Here is a 19902-nt window from a genome sequence, read left to right on the forward strand (position 1 = left end):
AGGCAGGCGCGCGCGGGGCCATCGCGGCGTCCCGGCTTGCCCCTTCGCGGAGGGACGATCTTGTTAGGGTGCGCGAGTGATCAGGTCAGGCGGGGGTCCGAACGGTGAAGAGACGCTTCTCGACGTGCTGCTGAAGGCAGCACAGGAGGCACCGGGTCAGACCATCGTCCATGTCCGCGGGGACGGCGGCGAGCACATCGTCACCTTCGCCGAACTCCGGGACGACGCACTGCGGGTGGCGGGCGGCCTCATCGCCGCCGGCGTGGCCCCGGGCACGCCGGTGCCCCTGGTCGCCGACCGGGGCGAGGACTTCCAGCCGATGTTCTGGGGCGCGCTGGCGGCGGGCCTCACACCGGTGCCGCTCGCCCCCGACGCACGCCGGGTGGAGGCGGTGTGGGAACTCCTCGGCAGGCCGCCCGTCGTGGTCGACGAGCGCACCGAGCCGCTGGTCACCGCCGTCCACGGCGAGATACGCACCGTGACACTCGACGCACTCCGGGAAGGCCACGCACCTTCGCGGCTGCCCCGGCCCGCACCGCAGGACATCGCGTTCCTGCAGTTCTCCTCGGGCAGCACCGGAACCCCCAAAGGCGTGGAACTCACCCACGCGGGCATCCTCGCCAATCTCCGTCAGATCCAGGCTGCCGCAGCGCTGACCTCGGACGACGTGCTCGCGGGCTGGATGCCGTACTTCCACGACATGGGCCTGATCGGCACCCATCTGGTGCCCATGGCCACGCGCCTGAAGCAGGTGCGACTGGAACCGCTGTCCTTCGCCAAACGCCCGGCCCTGTGGTTCGAGGCCGTGGCACGACACCGCGCGACTGTGCTCTCGGCCGCGAACTTCGCCCTCGCCCTCGTGGTGCGACGAGTACCCCCGACCGCCCTGGCCGGGCTCGACCTCGGCTGCGTACGGGTGATGCTTGTCGGCGCCGAGCCGATCGCCCCGCGGGTGTGGCGGGAGTTCGCCGGGCTGACGGCGTCGGCGGGGCTGGACGCGCGGGCCCCACTGCCGGTGTACGGGCTGGCCGAGGCCACGCTCGCGGTGACCGTACCGCCGCTGGGGGAGATCGCGGCACCGCACGTGCTGGACCGGGCCGCTCTCGGCCGCGGCCGGGCGGTCGCCACCGAACCCGGCCCGCACGCGGTGGAGTTGATGGACCTGGGTCACCCCGTCGAAGGATGCGAGATACGCGTCACCGACAGCTCCGGCAGAACCCTCGCAGACCGGTGCGTCGGTCATGTCGAGGTGAGCGGGCCCCAGTTGGGGCGCGGATACCACCGGGCGCCCGAGGCGAGCGCGGCCACGTTCGCCGACGGCCGGCTCCGTACGGGAGACCTCGGCTTCCTCGCCGACGGGCGGCTGTGCGTGACAGGCCGCCACAAGGACGTGGTCTTCGTCAACGGACGCACGTTCCACGCACCGGACCTGGAGGAGACCGTCGCCGCCACCCCGGGACTGCCCGGAGGCACCGTCGCGGTCATCGGGTCCACCGACCCGGTCACCGGTGGCGAAAGAGTCGTCGCGTTCGTGCAGTGGGCTCGACCGCCGATGGCGACCGCGGCCCCCGTGCTGCGGGCCGCGGCCTTCCGCGTACGGGAGGCACTCGGTCACGACGACGTGCGCATACTGCCCCTGCCGCCCGGGGCGTTTCCCCGCACGACCAGCGGCAAGCTGCGCCGCGGCGTACTGCGCACCCGGTTCGAAGCCGGTGCCTACGCCGCTGTCGAGGCGCGTGTGGCCGGCGCCGCGCCCACGGCCCGTACCGGCCCGGCCGCCGACGGCGGTACGCCGGACCGCCTCGCGCACGAGGCGCGTCCGGCACACGGGCCGACCACGACACCCCGCACGGCACGAGACGTTCAGCGGTCGGTCCTCGGTGTCTGGGCCGGCGTCCTGGACCGTTCCGAAGCCGAGATCGGCCCGCACGAACGGTTCTTCGACCTCGGCGGTTCCTCGCTCAAGGCCATGACGGTGCTCGCCCGACTGGAGGACACCTTCGGCATCACCCTCGAACCCCGCGACCTGCGGGACCACGACACCGTGGCGGCGCTGACGGGACACATCCTCAGCCTGCCCACGGGCGGGGGAGCGGAGAAAGAAGAGGACCGCCGTTCCGATGGGCCGTGGGACGCCCTCGGCCCGGACGGCCGAAGTGCGGAGCCGACGCGTCTCGTCGGCGACGCTCCCGACGTCCCGCTCCCGGGCGAGGCCGGCGGACCCCCACCGCACGCAGGTACGGCCCCCGGCACGAACCGGACCACCGAAGCCCCAGCGGCCGTCGCCGTCCTCGCGACCGCCTGCCGCTTCCCCGGGGCCGAGACGCCCGAAGCGTTCTGGGAGCTCCTCGCCGCCGGAGGCGACACGGTCGGCCCCGCCCCCGAGGACCGACGGACGGGCGAGGACCGAGTGGCGGGCGCCCCCGGGGAGCGCACCCGCCACGGCTCCTACCTGGCGGACCCGGGCGCCTTCGACGCCGAGTTCTTCGGCATGGACGACACGGAAGCACGCGCGACCGACCCCCAGGCGCGGATCTTTCTTGAGCTGGCCCACGAGGCCCTCGAACGCGCCGGATACGCGGGGCCCCGGCGGGCCGACCGCAGGATCGGTGTGTTCGCCGCCACCGGCGAGAGCGGCTACCGCGAGATCCTCACCGAGTCCGCGGACGGCGACCTCGCACGCCACCCCGCCGCCCTCACCGGCAACCTGCCCAACCTGATCGCCGCCCGCGTCTCCCAGATCCTGGACCTGAACGGACCGGCGCTCGCCGTCGACACCGCGTGCTCGTCGGCACTGGTCGCCCTGCACCTGGCCAGACGCAGCCTGTTGGTCGGCGAGTGCGACCTCGCCGTGGTCGGTGGCGTCAACCTCGGCCTGACCCCGACCGGGCACCGGCTGCTGGAGCAGACGGGCGCGCTGTCCCCGACCGGCGTGTGCCGGGCGTTCGGCGCCGACGCCGACGGGTTCGTGCCCGGCGAGGGCGGCGCGGCCCTCGTCCTCGCCCGCCTCGACGACGCCCGGCGCGCCGACGACCCGGTGCTCGCTCTCGTGCGTGGCACAGCGGTGAACAACGACGGCCGCTCCCTGAGCCTGATGGCCCCCAGCCCCCGTGGCCAGCGCGAGGTCATCGCCCGGGCCTACCGCGAGTGCGGTGTCGACGAATCCGCCGTGTCCTACGTCGAAGCGCACGGGACGGGCACCCCGATCGGCGACCCCGTCGAAGCACAGTCACTCGGGCACGCCTTCCCCCCTCGCGCCGACGGGAGCCCGCGCCTGCTGGGCTCGGTCAAGGCGAACCTGGGACACCTGCTCAACGCGGCCGGCATGCCCGCCCTGCTCAAGGTCGTTCTCGCGCTCGGGCACCGGCAGTTGCCGCCCTCCCCGCACAGCAGCCCGCCCGCTCCGTACCTCCAGCGCGTCGCCCCGGGATTCCGGCTCGTCACCGAACACCAGGAATGGCACGCACCGAAGGGCCCGCTCGTCGCCGGTGTGAACGCCTTCGGGTTCGGCGGCACCAACGCGCACGCGGTCCTGGAGGAGCCGCCAGGCGGCGCCCGGTCCACGGCACCGGCCACCGCGCCCGGCGCCCCGTCCGCGCGTACCACCGGGTCGAAGCCGGCCGCCACGACGACCGAGAACGCCGACACGCCTCTCATGTCGACCGGGGGCCCGCACCTCCTGACGCTTTCGGCATCCACCGAGGACGCGCTGATCCGCGCCGCCACCGAGCTGGCCGCACATGTGCGGGCCCGTCCCGACCTCGACGAGGGCGATGTCTGCGCCGGCGTCAACACCGCCCGCGACGACGGCCGACACCGCCTCGCCCTGGTCGTCGACGGCGACCTCGCGAACCGTCTCGAAGCCGCCCGCGAGCAGGGAGAGACGGTGGTACGGCGCCGGCCGCGCACGGTGTTCCTGCTGCCGGGACAGGGAGCCCAGCGGCCCGGCCAGGGACGGGCCCTGTACCGGTCGGCGCCGGTCTTCCGCGAGGTCCTGGATGAGGCCTCCTCACTGACGGGGCCGGTCCGCGGACGCACCCTGGCCGCATGGTGCCTGGACGAGACCGCCGATCCCGCCGCGCTGGCCAGGACGGAGGTCGCCCAGCCCTTGCTGGTCGCGTTCGGAGTGGGACTGGCCTGGCAGTTGGCCGCATGGGGCGTACGGGCCGACGCGGTCGTGGGACACAGCGTCGGCGAGATCACCGCCGCGTGTGTCTCCGGCACGCTGACCCTGGCGGAGGCGGTCGGGTTCGCCGCCGAACGAGGGCGCCTCGTGGGCCGGCTCGCCGCGCCGGGGGCCATGGCGGCCGTCCGGTGCGCCGAGGACGTGGTGGCCGACCTGGTCGCCGCGTCCGGCGGGACGCTGTGCGTGGCAGCTGTCAACGGCCCCGCTCAAGTGGTGCTGGCAGGTGAACCGGACGCCGTCGACCGGGCGGTGGCGGAGCTGACGGCCCGCGGTGTGGCCGCGCGGCGGCTCCACGTCTCGCACGCCTTCCACTCACCGATGCTCGATCCGGTCCTGCGCCCACTGGGGGACGCCGCGAAGGCACTCACGGTCCACCCGGCGGACCTGCCCATGCTGAGCACGGTGACCGGACGGTGGGGGCCGGACCTGACGCCCGGGTACTGGGGCGAACACGCCGTGCGGACGGTGCGGTTCGGCGCCGCCGTGGCCCGGCTTCTCGACGAGGGATTCGACACCTTCGTCGAACTCGGACCGGGTGACACCCTGTGCGGCCCGGTCCGCGCGGTCGCTGCCGCACCCGACGAGGGCGCGTTCGCGCACGGCGCGACGGCCGGTGACGTGGCGGTCCTGCCGGCCCTCGGCCCGTCGAGCCGCGAGGACGACCGGGAAGCCGGGGCGCAAGCCCTGCTGGAGACCGTGGGGCGTCTGTGGACGCGAGGATCCTCCCTGGTCCGCGAGGGGGAGGTGCGGGGAGGCGGGGCCAGGCGGCGGGTGTCCGTGCCCACGTACCCCTTCCGGCGCAGCCGCCACTGGCCGCGGCTGCCTGACACCGCAGCGGTGACGGGCCCCGGCCAGGCGCGTCCATCGGCTTCCCCGCACGTGCCGGACCTGGAATTCGGGCCGACCCCGTCGGCCGTGCCGGAGTCTTTGCCCGAGCCGGATCCTGCCGGCGGACCGGCTTCCCTTGTTGGTACGGAGCCTGGGGCTGGTGCCGCACCCGGACACGTGGATGCGCCGGCGTCGCCGATCGGTCCGGTGTCCGAGTCCCGCAACAGTCCGGTGTCCGCGTCCGGGGCCGTACCCGTGGACACGTCCGGTGCGGCAGTGCCGCGGCGACTCGTCTGGCGTGACGCCCCGCTCATCGCCGAGCCGGGCCCCGCAGTCGTACGGCTGGCCGGCGCCGACACGGAACTCGCTCGTGCCCTCGCCGCCAGGCTCGCCGTACGCGGTGTGCGGGTGCTGACGCGGCACGACACTCCCCGCTCGGCCACTCCGCACGCCGTGGTGTGGCTCGCCGAGGACGGCGTGGACGGGCCTGACCCCCGGCTCTCGGGCGACTCCCGCTCCCCGGGCTCCGCGACGCGCACGGCCATCTCCTCGCTGCGCGAGATGCTGCCGCTGCTCGGCCCGGACTGCGCGCGGCTGTTGGTCGTCACGGCGGACGTGCACGTCACCGGGACCGGTCCCGAGACCCTTCGTCCCGCGCAGGCGCTGCTGCACGGCTTCGCGCTGGCCCTGCCCGACGAACATCCGGGGCTGTCCTGCCGCAGCGTCGACCTGTCCTCGCGGGACGTCCTGGACTCCCGGGCCGACGCGGTCGAAAGGGAGTTGTACGCGCGGATTCCTTCCCGGGAGGGCGGCGCCGTCGCGTGGCGGGCGGGGCGGCGACTGACGCGTACGGCCGTCGCCGTGAGCGACACCGGCACGGCGACAACGGCGTTGGCCCCGAACGGCACCCATCTCATCACCGGAGGGGCGGGCGGCCTCGGGTCCGCGCTCGCCCTCGACCTCGCCGAGCGCGGCACGCCTGAACTCGTCCTCGTCGGGCGTACCGCGATGCCGCCCCGGCACCTGCTCGCGGAACTGCGTGCCCGGGGCGCCCGGGCCCAGTACCACGCGGTCGACGTGTCCGACGAAGCCGCGATCGACTCCCTGGTCGCAGGCCTGCCGCCCTTGGACGGGGTCTTCCACACCGCGGGCACGGCCGTTCCAGGCAGCCTGCGGGGCAAGTCGGACGAGGAGGTCCGAGGAGTCCTCGCCGCGAAGGTGGACGGCACCGTGCTGCTCGCCGAGGCGTTGCGCCGGCACGGCCACGCGCCTGCTGTGTGCGTCGCCTTCTCCTCGGTGTCGGCCGTGCTGCCCGGCCTGGCCGGAGCGCTCGGTGACTACGCGGCCGCCAACGCCTTCCTCGACGCCTTCGCCGCAGCGGAACGAGCCGCGGGCAGGCCATGGCAGGCGATCGGCCTCGGCCCGGTCGCCGACACGGGTCTGGCGAGCGGCGCCCGGGCCCTCGCCCGGCTCCGGGCCCAGGGCCTCGCGCCGATGTCCGCCCGAGCCGCCCTGGCGGGGCTGCGCACGGCCGTCGGCATAGACGCGGCCCAGGTGACGGTGACGGGCCGCGCGGAGGCACCTCCGTCCGGTACCGGCGACCCGGGGGAGGCTGCCGACCGCGACAGCGACAGCGACAGAGGCCACGGCCCCGCCGGACCGGCCGCCGCGACGGACACCGGGCGTCCTGCTTCCGGTACCGGCGACCCGGGGGAGGCAGCTGACCGCGACAGAGGCCACGGCCCGGCCGGACCGGCCACCGCGACGGACGCTGGACGTCCCGCACCGCCCAAGGGCACCCAGGAGCACCAGGGCCATCCGCCCGCAGGCACCTCCGGACCGGACTCGGCCCACATCGCGGACCTGGTGCGCCGACTGCTGGCCGAAGCGGTGCATCGTGCGCCGGAGGACATCGGGGACGACGACCAGTTCCTCACGCTCGGGTTGGACTCGCTCACCGCCGTCGACCTCGCGCGCCGTCTGGAGAGGGAGCTCGGGGAGTCCCTTCCCGCCACCCTGCTCTTCGAGTACCGGACGATCGGCGAACTCGCCGCACACCTCGCCGCGCCTTCGGTGACCGAAAAGAGTGTGCCAACTGCCTTGCCTTCCACGGCACATGACAGTGACGCGGAGGACAGTGGCGACAGCGAGGAAGGCAGGGGCGCGGGCCGTGGCGCGGACGGGCGCACCATTCCCCTCACGCCCGTCCAGTTGGCCTTCCACACCACCGAGACACTCCACGAAGGCAGCACCGCCTTCGCCTACGTACGCCAGACCATCAGCGGGCCCCTCGACGACGAACTACTCGGCCTGGCACTCGCTCACCTCGCGGCCCGCCACCCCATGCTGCGTATGCGCCTCACCCGGGACGACGCACGGCCCGGCCAGTACGTCGTCCCCGCCGAGCCCGTCGACACCGGTCCTCGTTGGTACGAGGTGCGGGACCTGCGGCGCGCTACGACGCCGGCCCGGGACCAGCACCTGGACCGGCGATCGGACCATGGCTCGGACCACGGCTCGGGTCAGGGCTCGGGTCGGGGCTCGGACCGGGACCTCGACCGCTTGGAACTGGACCTGTGCAACCGGCCGTTCGACCTGACCGTGGAAGACCCGGTCCGAGCCGTCCTCGTGCGTGAGAAGCAGGATCTCGCCCACCTGTTGCTGGCCGTCCACCACTCGGCCGCGGACGGATACAGCCTCAAGGTGCTGGGCGAGGACCTCTGGACGCTCTACACCGCACTCACCCTGGGCACGGAGATACCAGAACTCCCCTCCCCGCGTGCCGAGTTCACCGACTACGCGGCAGCCGTCGCGGCCGAGCGGGGATCGGCGTCGTACGCACGGGACCGGGACTACTGGCGTGAACGGCTGGCCGGGCACTCCGCCGCGACGACGGCCCCCGCGCTGCCGTACGACGGCGACCCGGAGGCGCCGCCCGCCCCGCCGCTCACCCATCACCGGACCGGAGTCGACGAGGCGCTCACGACCACCCTTCGGGAGATCGCGGCCCGGCACGACGTCTCGCTGTTCCACTTGCTGTTGGCGGTGTACGGGCGTTGCCTGGCTCGATGGACCGGCCGGCGGTCCGTCGCCGTCAACGTGGCCCGGGCCCGCCGTGAGATGCCGCTCGCAGGCATCGACCGTCTGGTCGGGCCGCTGGCCGACACCCTTCCGGTCTTCGTCACCGTCGACCTCGACGAGCCCGTGACCGTACTGGCCCGGCGGCTGCGGCGGATCTGGCGCGAGGCCGAGGCCCACTCGACCTTGAGCAGCCCCGACTTCGCCCGGCTGCTGCCCGCAGGAGGACCGGTGCCGCGCACGGCCGCGGAGGCGGGGTTCAGCTTCGCCCGCTTCCCCGTGCTGCACGGCTCCGACCGGCCGGTCACCGTGACGCCGACCGCGGCGGCGACCGCCTCCGCCGCGACCCGGCTCGGGCTCCTGTGCTGGGAGGCCGACGCGAGCCTGCGCCTGTCGTGGAACTACCCGGAGCCTCTGTTCCGTCCCGAGACCGTGCGACGGCTGGCGGGCCTGTTCGTCGGCGAACTGCGTGCCGCCGCCTCGGCACAGTTCACGGCATCGCTTCGGACTACCGCTCCGGCGCTCCCCTCGCCCCCCGAGCACGCCGCGCACGGGGCGCTCCCCTCGCGCCCCGAAAGCGCTTCGTCCGCGGGGACGGGCTACGGGATCGTGGACCAGCTGTGCGCCCGGTTCCGGGCCACGCCCGAGGCCGTCGCGGTCGACACCGGCCGGACCACGCTCACGTACGCGGCCCTCGATCACGCCTCCGCCGCCCTAGCGGACCGGCTGCGCGCACACGGCGTCCAGGCCGGGGACCTGGTCGGACTGCTCATCGAGCCGGGCGCGGACACGGTCACGGGCGTGGTCGGCATCCTGCGTTCGGGGGCCGGTTGGGTGCCCATGGACGCCACGCACCCTGCCGCGCGACACCGCGACCAGCTGAGCCGTACCGGGGTGCGCGTCCTGGTCTTCGACGAGGCGAACAGGACGGCCGCCGCCGAGCTGGGCGGAGGAGGGGTGGGAGCTGAACTCAAACTTGGACTCGGACTCGGACTGGGACTTGGACTTGGAGTCGTGGAGACCGGCGGCCCCATGCCGGCGGCGCGGCCACCGGCCCGGGAGCCCGCCCCCGACGACATCGCCTACGTGATCTTCACCTCGGGTTCCACCGGGCGCCCCAAGGCCGTACCGGTCACCCACCGGTCCATGGCCAACTACCTCGCATGGTCGGTGGACACCTTCGGGTACGGCCCGGGGGACCGGCTCGTGCAGACCGCCTCGGTCTGCTTCGACGCCTCCGTACGCCAGTTGCTCGCCCCGCTGCTCGTCGGTGCCACCGTGCACACCCTCACCCGGGACCTGCTGCGCGACCCCGAAGCGCTCCTCGACCGTCTCGTGGAGGACCGGATCACCGTGTGGAGCTCGGTGCCGACCCTGTGGGAGCGGCTGCTGACCGCTGCCGAGCACCGGGCCCGGCAGGACGGCCGTGCCCCGGACCTGTCGGCCCTGCGATGGGTCCATGTCGGAGGCGAGGCACTGCCTGCCGAACATGTGCGGCGCTGGTTCGACCTGCTCGAAGCCGTTCCCCCGGGTGCGGGTGCTGGTGCTGGTGATGGAAGTGGTGGCGGTCCCGGCCTGCGGATCTCCAACCTCTACGGACCCACCGAAGCGACCATCAACGCCACCTGCCACATCATCGACTCCCGCCCGGCGGACGACGTACGGCACCTGCCCATCGGCCTGCCCGTGGCGGGGACCGGTCTGACGGTCGTCGACGAGGACGGGAACCCGTGCGGGCCCGGCGTGGCCGGTGAACTACTGATCTCTGGGACCGGCTTGACCCCCGGCTACCTGGGCGATCCCGAGCTGACGGCGGCGGCCTTCACCGAGCGGGAGGGGCGCCGCTGGTACCGCAGCGGTGACCGGGTCCGCCGTAGGGCCGACGGCGTACTGGAGTTCCTCGGCCGGCTCGACGACCAGGTCAAGGTGCGCGGCCACCGGGTGGAACTCGGCGAGGTCGAGGCCGCTCTGTCGACCCACCCGGGCGTGGCGCGTGCTGCCGTGCTGCTGCGCGAGGGACGCCTCGTCGCGTACGCCGAGATCCGGCACGGGGCGGGCGAGGCCGACCCCCGAGAGGTGCGTGCCTTCCTCTCCCGTGTCCTGCCCCCCTACATGCTGCCCACCCGGATCCACCCCGTGGCGTCGGTGCCCCTGACCGGCAGCGGCAAGATCGACCGCAACCGGCTCGCGCGGGAGGACGAGCCCGCATCGGGCGGACGCCTGACCCGTGCGCGGACCTCGGAGGGTGACGGACCCGATCACGCGGCCTCGCCCGCGACTCCCACCGAGTGCGTCGTGCAGCGCGTGTGGTCCCAACTCCTGCACGTGCCGGAGGTCTTCCCGGAGGACGACTTCTTCGCACTCGGCGGCGACTCCATCATGGTGCTGGAACTCTTCGCCCGGCTGCGCGCCGAACTCCCTGTCCTGCCAAGGCCGACCGCCGTCTACACCCACCGCACGGTGAGCGCACTGGCGGCGGCCATCGATGCCGCGGCCGATGTCGACGCCGGTGACGTGCAGTCCGGTTCGGCCGTTGCGAAGCCGGGACCGGGACCGGGACCGGAGCAGGTTGCAGGGCCGTCGGGCCCCTTCCCCCTCACCCCGTCCCAGCGGGGATTCCTCCTCGCCGAAGCACTCGCACCCGGGGCGGGGTCCGGCTGGCTGGCCCGCTTCCGGCTCCGCGGACCGGTGCGCGGGGAGGTCTTCCAGCAGGCTGTCGACGTCCTGCTGGCCCGTCACCCCATGCTCCGCACCGTCTTCCCCGCAGGTGCCCGCCCGCCCGTGCAGCAGGAGTTGCCGGACTCCCTGCGCCTGCCCGTCGAGACGGAGACGCTGGTCGACCCCGACCTGCTCGAACAACGGGTCGCCGAGGAGGCGAGGCGCAGGTTCGAGCCCTGGGCCTGGCCGCTGTTGCGCCTGCGGTTGTTCACCGTCGGCACCGACGAACACGTGCTGCTCGTGCACGCCCACCACCTCATCGGTGACGGATACAGCGCGGCCCTGTTCGCGCGGGAACTGCTCACCGCGTACGAGCGTCTCGGCCGTGGTCTGCCCGACGGGCTGGCTCCCCTGCATTCCACCTTCCAGGACCACGTGGCCCTCCGCGCCGGGCTGCCTCCCGCCACCGACTCGTACACGGAGCGGTACCGAACCCGCCACCAAGTCCCGTACCCAGCGCCGGTGTTGCGCTCGACCGGGGTCGACCGTGCAGGCGCGCCGAGCGAGTTCCGCACCACGAGTCTCACCCTCGGCGCCGGGCAGACCCGGGCGCTGCGCCGACTCGCGTCGGAAGCAGGCTGCACGCTGTACGCGCCGCTGCTGACCGCGTACTACCGGGCGCTGACGGAACTCACCGGCCGCCGCGACCTGGTGCTCGGGCTTGCCGTCACAGGGCGGGAGGACGGCATGCGAGACGCGCACCGCGTGTTCGGCCCGTTCGCGGAGGCGGTGGAGGTGCGCCCGGCCCTGCCGGACGAGTCGCGCTCGCCCGCCTTCGGCGAGGACCTGCGGCGGATCGCCGACGAGACGGTCGCGGCCCGGACCGCCGGGCCCATGGACCTGCGCTCGGCCCAGGGACTGCCTCGTACCGGCCAGTTCTTCTTCACCTTCCTCGACTTCACCTCGCTGGGAGCGCCTCCCGACGGCACCCTCGTCCTGCGCACGGACGACGCCGACACCGCGCTCGCCCCGCCGCCGGTGGGCACCGACGTGTTCCTCTCGGTGCGTCCGGCCGCGGACGGCGATGGACTGCGGGTCACCGCCCGGGCCTCGGCGGCCGCCCTCGCGGACGACGAACTCGCGCGATTCGCGGCGGAGATGAGCCGACAACTGGCGGACGCGGTGCGGACCGCACCACCCGGGGCCGCGCCGCCCGAGACCGCGCGCACCTCGTCGTCGGAGTCGGCTTACGGCACACCGCGGCCCACGGGCGGCCGGACCAGGCATGCGGATCCGGGTCGCGGAAGCTCGGCCCGGAGCGCCTCCGGCACCGGTCTCGACGCCGCTCTTGTGGGGTATCTGCCGGCACCGCACCAGCTCGCCGCCTTCGCCGGCCTGCCCCGCCACGAGACACCGGTGCGGGAGGAGATACGCGCCCTGCTCTTTCCCGACGGCAAGGCCACACTTCTGGAGGAGACGGACACTCCTCTCGGCAGGTCCGGGTTCGTCTCGCTCCCGCTGTTCGCCGACGAACTCGCCGCCGCCGGTGACCTGTCCGTCAGGACCGCACGCGCCGTCGAGCACGCCGCGTCGCTCGGGGCGCGATGCGTCTCGCTCGCCGGCATGATCCCGTCCCTGACGGGCTACGGCTACGACGTCCTGCGGGAGAGCCCCGCCTCACCGACGGCGATCACCACCGGGCACGCGGCGACCACCGTCGCCGTCGTCAAGACCGTCCATGCCGCCCTCGCCGCGACCGGCCGCGACCTGGCCGAACGCACCCTGGCGGTCATCGGCTGCGGATCCATCGGCACGTCGTCGCTGAGGCTGCTTCTGGCCCGCAGTCCCCGGCCGCCGGGTCGGTTGCTCCTGTGCGATCTGCCCGGCAGCGGCCCACGCCTGCACGCTCTCGCCGGTGACCTGTCCGCCGAATGCCCCGGGACGCGGACGGAGGTTCTCGAGTCCGGCCGGGACCTGCCCGTCGAGGTGTACGAGGCCGACCTGATCGTCACCGCGGTCAGTGGCGCCACCGCTCACCTGGACATCGACCGGCTGCGGCCCGGCACGATCGTCGTCGACGACTCGTTCCCGCACTGCTTCGACACCTCGCGGGCCCTCGACCGTATGAGGGAGCAGCGGGACGTCCTCGTCGTCGGTGGAGGGCTGCTCGCCCTCGACCACACCGAGACGCGGCTGCCTGCCGGGCTTCCGGCGGCCGCACTCGCCGGTCACGCAGTCCGCTCACGGTTGCCCGGCACCCTCGCCTCGTGTCGTCTGGAGTCGCTGCTCCACGCCCATCTCACCGACCCCGGCCGGCCGTCACCGCCCCGCGTGGAACTGCCTCTGATCCACGGCCTGGTCGACCTGCCGCGGGCCTTCGCCCACTGGGACGCCGCCGACGCCGCCGGAGTCAGGGCCGCCCCGCTGCACCTCCTCGACCACGTCGTCACCGCGGCTGCCCTCGACGCCCTGCCCCCGCCACGGTGACGGGGTGAAGGCCCCTGTGGCGCAGCCCGGCGGGGAACGCCGCCGGATGCGCCGGATGCGCCGGATGCGCCGGACGGGCCGCCGGATGCTTCGGGCCGGCTGCTGCCCGTCGGTCCGGCAGGGCCCGGGGCCGCCCTCGCGTGTCAGCGGCTCCGGGGCGTGAAGGCGCCGCCGGTGGCGAAGACCTGCTCGGCGAAGTGCTCGCCGATCAGGCGGTGGGTGGCCGCGTCCGGGTGGAGCTGGTCGGGCAGCGGCAGCTCGGCGGCGTCGGCCTCACCGTAGAGACGGAGTCCGTCGAGGTGGTGCAGGTTCGGGTCCTCCTCCGCTCGCTGGGCCACGATCCGGGCCAGCTCGTCCCGGATGACACGCAGCGTCAGCTTCCCGCTCGCCTTCTCCGCGGGATCGCCCATGGCCGCGAACCGCAGGTGCCCGTTGGACAGGTCCGGGGCGCTGGGGCCCGGAGTGTCCTCGTGCATGGGACACAGGATCGGTGAGACGACCAGCAGTGGGGTGTCGGGATGACCTTCGCGGATGGTGTCGAGGAAGCCGTGCACGGCCGGAGTGAAGGCACGCAGGCGCATCACGTCGAGGTTGACCAGGTTGATGCCGATCTTGATGCTGATCAGGTCGGCGGGGGTGTCCCGCAGCGTGCGGGCGGTGAACGGATCGAGCAGGGCGCTGCCGCCGAGGCCCAGGTTGATCAGCTCCACGTCTGCGAGCAGAGCGGCGACGGCGGGCCAGATGGCGGTGGGGCCGGCGGCGTCGGAGCCGTGGCTGATCGAACTGCCGTGGTGCAGCCACACCCTGCGGTCCGAGTCCGGGGCCGGCTCGACGGGAGCGTCGGTGCGCAGGGCGACGAGCTCGGTGGTCTCGTTGTGCGGCAGCCAGATCTCGACGTCCTTGCCGCGGTCGGGCAGACCGGTGAATCGGAGTGTGCCGACGGGCCCGGAGCGGCGTTCGGTGCTTCCGGTGGTCATGTCGATGGTCAGGGTGTTGCCGGCCCGCACACTGTCCTGTCCGGCGGGCCGGCCGTCGACGAGCAGGTCGTACAGCCCGTCGGGGCGGGGCGGGGCGCCCACGTAGACCCGCTTGGTGGGCAGGGTGTCCAGTTCGATGACGGTGGCCCGGGTGCGGAAGACCAGCCGTACGCCCGACGGCTGGGACTCGGCCATGGCCAGCTGTCCGTCGGTGTTCTGAGCGCGGGCCCAGGCGGGCAGCCGGTGCGGCAGTACGCCGTGCTCGGTGTGCTCCACGTCGAGGGCGCCGCGCAGGAGGGCGGCGGTGACGGGCGTGGTGATCCAGTTGTCCTTGGTGTGCATGGCCTCGACCTGTCGAGTCGGTGTGTCCGGGTGGTTCGACGACGCGGGAGCGTGCCCCGACGGGTGCGCCGGTGTGGGGTCCGGCCGGTGAGCGGCCTGGTCAGGGGGCGGGCCAGTTCCGCAGGAGGGCGTCGAGTGCGTCCATGATCCGGGACCAGGTCTCCTGCGAGTCGGGGGCGCTGTGGCTGAACCCTCCGCCGAGTTCCAGGCTGACGTAGCCGTGGAAGACGCTGCCCAGCAGGCGGACCGCGTGCGTCTGGTCCGGTTCCGTGAGGTCGTATCCGCGCAGGATGGCCCGTGTCATCTGGGCGTGCCTGCTCCCGGCGCCGGCGGCCGCCGCCTCGGGGGTGAGCCTGAGCTGGGCGGCGGCGTAGCGGCCGGGGTGTTCGACGGCGTAGTCGCGGTAGACGTTCGCCAGGGCGGTGAGGGCGTCCTTGCCGGCCCGTCCGGCCAGTGCGGCCGCGCCCCGGTCGGCGAGTTCCTCCAGGGCGAGCAGCGCGATCCGGGTCCTGAGGTCCTGGGAGTTCTTCAGGTGCGAGTAGAGACTCGCGACCTTGACGTCGAACTGTCTGGCCAGCGCCGACACGGTGACCTGGTCGAAGCCGACCTCGTCGGCCAGCTCCGCACCGGCCCGCACCAGACGCTCCGTCGTCAGTCCCACCCGGACCATGAGGTTCCTCCCGTTCGCCAGACTGGATTATGCATTTGCCTAAACCCTTTAGGCAAATGAGCGCGTTCTGGAGGAGGGGTGGGTGGAGGGCGGGCCCGTGGTCCGGTCGGGAGGGACCGCCGGAAGGGCTCGCCGGCGGTCCGGTGGTTCCGCGTGCCGGTCTGTTCAGTGGTCGATGGCGTCGATCAGGTCGCGGGCGCCCTGGCGCAGCAGGGCGACGGCCACGGAGGTGCCGAGGGTGGCGGCATCGAGGCGGCCGGCCCATTCGTGGGCGTTCAGCCGGGTCTTGCCGTCCGGGGTGAACACGCAGGCGTGCAGGGACAGTTCACCGGCCGGGCCGGCCGTGGCATAGCCGGCGATCGGCGAGTTGCAGTGGCCTTGGAGGACGTGGAGGAACATGCGTTCCGCGGTGGCCTCGCGGTGGGTGTCCGGGTCGCCGAGCGCACTGACGACCTCGATGACCGCCGTGTCGCCCTCGCGGCACTGGAGGGCGAGGATGCCCGCGCCGATCGGCGGCATCATCGTCTCGGGGGAGAGGATCTCGGTGATCACGTCGGTGCGTTCGATGCGCTCCAGACCCGAGACCGCGAGCAGCAGCGCGTCCGCCTCGCCGGCCGCGAGCTTCTCCAGGCGCCGGTTCGCGTTGCCGCGGAACGGCACGCACTTCAGGTGCGGACGGGAGGCGGCCAGCTGTGCGACGCGGCGAACCGAGGACGTCCCGATGCGGGTGCCGGGCGGCAGCTCGTCGAGGGTGAGACCTCCGGGGTGGATCAGCGCGTCGCGGATGTCGTCCCGCTTGAGGAACGCGGAGAACACGGTGCCCGCCGGGAGCGGCCGGTCGGCGGGAACGTCCTTGACGCAGTGCACCGCCAGGTCGGCCTCGCCGGCCAGGAGCGCGGCGTCGACCTCCTTGGTGAACGCCCCCTTGCCCTCGACCTGGGCGAGGTCGCCCATCCACTTGTCGCCGGTCGTCTTCACCGGTACGACCTCGGTGCGCACCTCGGGGTGGAGCGCGGCCAGTTCGGCCCGGACGCGAGCCACCTGGGCCAGGGCCATGGGCGAGTCGCGGGAGACGATACGGATCAGTTCAGGAGCGGGCATGCCGTCCAAGATAGACCGTGGGCCTCACGCGCACCGGCAGTCGACGCGCACACCCATCTAGTGTGCCGCGCAGAGGGGTTGAGCCCTAGGACGGGTGTACGAGACGGCCGGCGTCCGCTGCCTTCGACGGACGGATCCAACAGGCGTGCCTCCGGCGGCTGTCGGCAGTGGACCTTCCTCACGGGAGCGCGTCGCCCAGTGCCGGTGTCAACCGCGCCCACGGGTTGGGCAGTTCGCCCGTCACCGGACCGGACACCGCCGCGCCGCGGTCGCGGGCGGTGCGGACGGCGAGCGGGACGAGTGCCTCGGGCACACCGTAGACGAGGTGGCAGAACCGCTCGGGCGCGATCCGCCCGGTCCACGACGGCCTGCTGAACGCCGACACGTACGTCGACCAGTGGCCCTCGAACGTGACGAGCAGGTCCGCGAGTCCGGCGTAACCCGGCGCGGGATGGACGCCCGCGTTGAGCACGACAGGGGACGTGCCGAGCCGGCGGACGGACCGCACCAGCCGTCGGCAGGCGGGCAGCGCGGCCGCTGTCGCGGGGGCCCGGTCGAGGAAGCAGCCGTCGGTCGCGTACCACTCACGGTGCCGGGCGACCTCGGCCACCACCTCGTCCGGATCCCGCGCCCCGTAGTCGGTGTCGACGTAGCCGAGCAGCCGGGCGCCGGCGGCCCGCAACGCGTCGGCCGCGGCGCTGAACGCCGGATCGGGCGCCGGGCCCGGGCCGCTGGCAGGGTTCACCACCACCCCGTAGGTACGGCCGGCCGAGGTGATCAGGCGGTGCCAGGCACCCGGGTCCTCGCCCGGGTGGACGTACAGCGGGATCAGCAGGCTCACCGCGACCGGTCGCCTTCGAGCTGCCGGGAGGAGGGGCCGGGCGGGGCCGTCGCCTCCCAGAGAGCGGTGAGCGAGTCGTCGAGTGTGTGCGACGGCCGCCAGCCGAGCGCGTCACCGGCGGCCGCGATGTCGGAGCACTGCCACGACACCTCTCCCGAGCGGGCGGAACCCCCGTCGCCCTCCTCGATCCGCCCGCGGAAGCCGGCGGCACGGGCCAGCGACCGTACGAGCACCCGCACGGGCACGGCCTGCCCGCCGCCGATGTTGAGGACGCCCGGCAGGGGGCCGGGTGCCATGACCGCGAGCGCCGCCGCCCGTGCCACGTCCCGTACGTCCACGAAATCGCGGTACGCCGACAGGTCGCCCAGCCGGATCACCGCGTCCGGGGCACGGCCGGCCTCGCGCAGCAGTCCCGCGACGCGCCCGGGCAACCCGGTGGACGGGGCTCCGGGGCCCACCGGGTTGCCCACGCGCAGCACCACCGCGTCGAGGCCGGAGGAGGTCACCGTGACCGTGCCGGCGAGCTTGGTCGCGCCGTAGGGGGTGAGCGGGCGGGTGGGAGCCGACTCCGTCACCGGGACGTCCGGGGTGCCGGGGCCGTACTCGGCGGCCGATCCCAGGTGGACGAGCCGGGCGGCGGGCCCCGCCTCGCGCAGGGCCGAGCAGAGGAGGGCGGGGCCGCGGGAGTTGACCTCGGCGAGGGTCACCGCGTCACCGCCGGTGGCGCCCGCGCAGTTGACCACCGCGTCGGGCGCCGCCGACTCCAGGGTCCTCGCCAGCCGGTCCGTGCGGTCGGTGGCGAGGTCGATGCCGAACGTGGCGGCCGGTGAGCGGCCGCCGTCGAGCACCCGCACGCCCTCCAGGGCGCGCAGATACTCGACGACATGGCTGCCCAGGTAGCCGGTGGAGCCCAGGACGAGAATGCGCATGCGGTGGTCAGGCTCCCTTGAGCAGCATCGACTTGCGGGTGGTGAACTCCGCGTTGGCGCGGTCGTAGTCGTCGGGCCGGCCGATGTCGAGCCAGTATCCGTCGAAGTCGTAGGCGTGCGGCGGGTTCTGGTCCCGCAGGAGGTCCAGCACGAGTTCGTCGAAGCCCAGCGGCAGGCCCGGCGTGTATCCGTCGAGAGTGTCCCGCGACAGCGCGTAGACGCCCATGGAGACGCGGTAGTCGATGCTCGGCTTCTCGGTGAAGGCGACGACCCTGCTCGCGTCGGTGGTGAGCACCCCGAAGTCGATGTGCACCTTGCGCGCGTACGTGGCGATCGTCAGCGAGGCGTCCGAACCGCGGTGCCGGCGAAGGACGTCACCGAAGTCGAGGTCGGTGAGCACGTCTCCGTTCATCACGAGGAACGACTCCGGCAGACGCTCCCGCATGGTGAGCAGGGGGCCCATCGTCCCGAGGGGACTCTCCTCCGTGGCGTAGTCGACGGCCATGCCCCACTGTGAGCCGTCGCCGACATAGGCGCGGATGATCTCGCCGAGGTGGCCGATGGCGATGGTGCAGCTGGTGAAACCGGCCGCGCCGAGCTGGCGCAGCACGATCTCCAGGATGGCGTGCTGGTCGCCGATGGGCACGAGCGGCTTGGGCAGCGCGGTCGTGTAGGGCCGCAGCCGGACGCCCTTGCCTCCCGCCAGGATCACTGCGTGCATGGGACTCCTCCTTCGTGGGGACGTGCCGATGGGATGCGCCGGGCGGGTCAGATGTTGTAGATGCCGGTCTTGTAGCGGGCGAGGTTCGCCGGGTCGCGGAAGAACTCCACCGTGTGTGCGAGGCCCTGCTCCAGCGTGTGCGCCGGGCTCCAGCCGGTGGCCTCGCCGAGCCGGGTCGCGTCGGCGACCAGCCGCATCACCTCGGAGTTGGCGGGCCGGATGCGCTGGGCGTCCTCGCGTACGTCGAGGGCGGTGTCCATCACCTTGCCGATCAGCGCGACGAGGTCACCGACCGATATCTCGCCGCCGGTACCGGCGTTGAAGGTCCTGCCCACGACGCGCTCGGCGGCAGCGGTGCCCACCGCGAGGAACGCCTGCGCGGTGTCCTTGACGTAGGTGAAGTCGCGGGTGGGACGCAGGTCGCCGAGGGTGAGGGTGTGCTCGCCGGCCGCTACCTGGCCGATGACGCTGGGGATGACCGCCCGCATCGACTGGCGCGGGCCGAAGGTGTTGAACGGCCGCAGCGTCACCACGGGGGTGCCGAAACTCGCGTAGTAGCTGTCGGCCAGCCGGTCGCCGCCCGCCTTCGAAGCGGCGTACGGGGACTGGGTGTTGATGGGGTGGTCCTCGGTGATCGGTACGGTCTGCGCGGTGCCGTAGGTCTCGCTCGTGGAGGTGTGGACCAGCCGGGGCGTACCGAGGGCGCGGACCGCTTCCAGCACGTTGAGGGTGCCGGTGACGTTGGTGTCCACGTAACTGTGCGGCGCCTGGTAGGAGTACGGGATCGCGATCAGCGCGGCCAGGTGGTAGACGCACTCGGCGTCCTCGACGAGCGCGCGGACGGAACCCGTGTCGCGGACGTCGCCGAGGACGATCTCGACCTGGTCGAGCACGTCCGGAGCCAGGGTCTCCAGCCAGCCGTAGGAGGAGAAGGAGTTGTACTGCGCCATGGCCCTCACCCGGTGGCCGGCGGCGACCAGCGCCTCGGTGAGGTGGGAGCCGATGAAGCCTTCGGCTCCGGTGACGGCGACAAGAGGTGCGGAGGTCAACTCGTGGTCCTTCCGGTCGGTTGCACGTGTGATGT

At 73.4% G+C, this 19902-nt stretch carries 8 protein-coding genes; 1 reads left to right on the forward strand and 7 read right to left on the reverse strand.

All coding sequences use genetic code 11. The features are described from left to right. The first annotated feature begins 124 nt into the window (after positions 1-124). The gene (locus KUF83_RS42035; protein ID WP_308403071.1) at positions 125-13237 is read left to right on the forward strand and encodes a non-ribosomal peptide synthetase/type I polyketide synthase; all 13113 of its coding nucleotides are present in this window, start codon (positions 125-127) and stop codon (positions 13235-13237) included. 143 nt (positions 13238-13380) lie between these two features. Here KUF83_RS42035 and KUF83_RS20490 read toward each other — a convergent pair whose 3' ends face one another. The 7 genes from KUF83_RS20490 to KUF83_RS20520 form a co-directional block, all read right to left on the reverse strand. Then, positions 13381-14556, reverse strand: coding sequence for a GDSL-type esterase/lipase family protein (locus KUF83_RS20490; RefSeq protein WP_217456186.1), 1176 nt, complete (start codon positions 14554-14556; stop codon positions 13381-13383). Positions 14557-14656: 100 nt separating this feature from the next. Beyond that, positions 14657-15226: a TetR/AcrR family transcriptional regulator gene (locus KUF83_RS20495; protein WP_217456187.1), complete on the reverse strand. Its 570-nt coding sequence runs from the start codon at positions 15224-15226 to the stop codon at positions 14657-14659. A gap of 165 nt (positions 15227-15391) precedes the next feature. Continuing rightward, complete coding sequence (gene hemC, locus KUF83_RS20500) at positions 15392-16327, reverse strand: hydroxymethylbilane synthase (RefSeq protein ID WP_217456188.1); 936 nt, start codon at positions 16325-16327, stop codon at positions 15392-15394. A gap of 178 nt (positions 16328-16505) precedes the next feature. Then, complete coding sequence (locus tag KUF83_RS20505; protein ID WP_217456189.1) at positions 16506-17168, reverse strand: spherulation-specific family 4 protein; 663 nt, start codon at positions 17166-17168, stop codon at positions 16506-16508. Next, positions 17165-18097 carry an NAD(P)-dependent oxidoreductase gene (locus KUF83_RS20510; protein WP_217456190.1) on the reverse strand — a complete coding sequence of 311 codons (933 nt, stop codon included), beginning with the start codon at positions 18095-18097 and terminating at the stop codon, positions 17165-17167. The genes KUF83_RS20505 and KUF83_RS20510 overlap by 4 nt, the downstream gene beginning before the upstream one ends. Positions 18098-18104: 7 nt before the next feature. Further along, positions 18105-18818 carry a sugar phosphate nucleotidyltransferase gene (locus KUF83_RS20515; RefSeq protein ID WP_217456191.1) on the reverse strand — a complete coding sequence of 238 codons (714 nt, stop codon included), beginning with the start codon at positions 18816-18818 and terminating at the stop codon, positions 18105-18107. Positions 18819-18865: 47 nt separating this feature from the next. Beyond that, positions 18866-19867, reverse strand: a complete 1002-nt coding sequence (locus KUF83_RS20520) for an SDR family NAD(P)-dependent oxidoreductase (protein WP_217456192.1) — start codon at positions 19865-19867, stop codon at positions 18866-18868. Positions 19868-19902: the final 35 nt, after the last annotated feature.

It is taken from the genome of Streptomyces sp. BV286, from assembly GCF_019090165.1.
Taxonomy (GTDB): domain Bacteria; phylum Actinomycetota; class Actinomycetes; order Streptomycetales; family Streptomycetaceae; genus Streptomyces.

Coding starts and splice junctions, on each gene's coding strand:
- KUF83_RS20490 (WP_217456186.1), bottom strand. CDS start 14,556: ATGCACACCAAGGACAACTGGATCACCACGCCCGTCACCGCCGCCCTC.
- KUF83_RS20495 (WP_217456187.1), bottom strand. CDS start 15,226: ATGGTCCGGGTGGGACTGACGACGGAGCGTCTGGTGCGGGCCGGTGCG.
- hemC (WP_217456188.1), bottom strand. CDS start 16,327: ATGCCCGCTCCTGAACTGATCCGTATCGTCTCCCGCGACTCGCCCATG.
- KUF83_RS20510 (WP_217456190.1), bottom strand. CDS start 18,097: ATGCGCATTCTCGTCCTGGGCTCCACCGGCTACCTGGGCAGCCATGTC.
- KUF83_RS20515 (WP_217456191.1), bottom strand. CDS start 18,818: ATGCACGCAGTGATCCTGGCGGGAGGCAAGGGCGTCCGGCTGCGGCCC.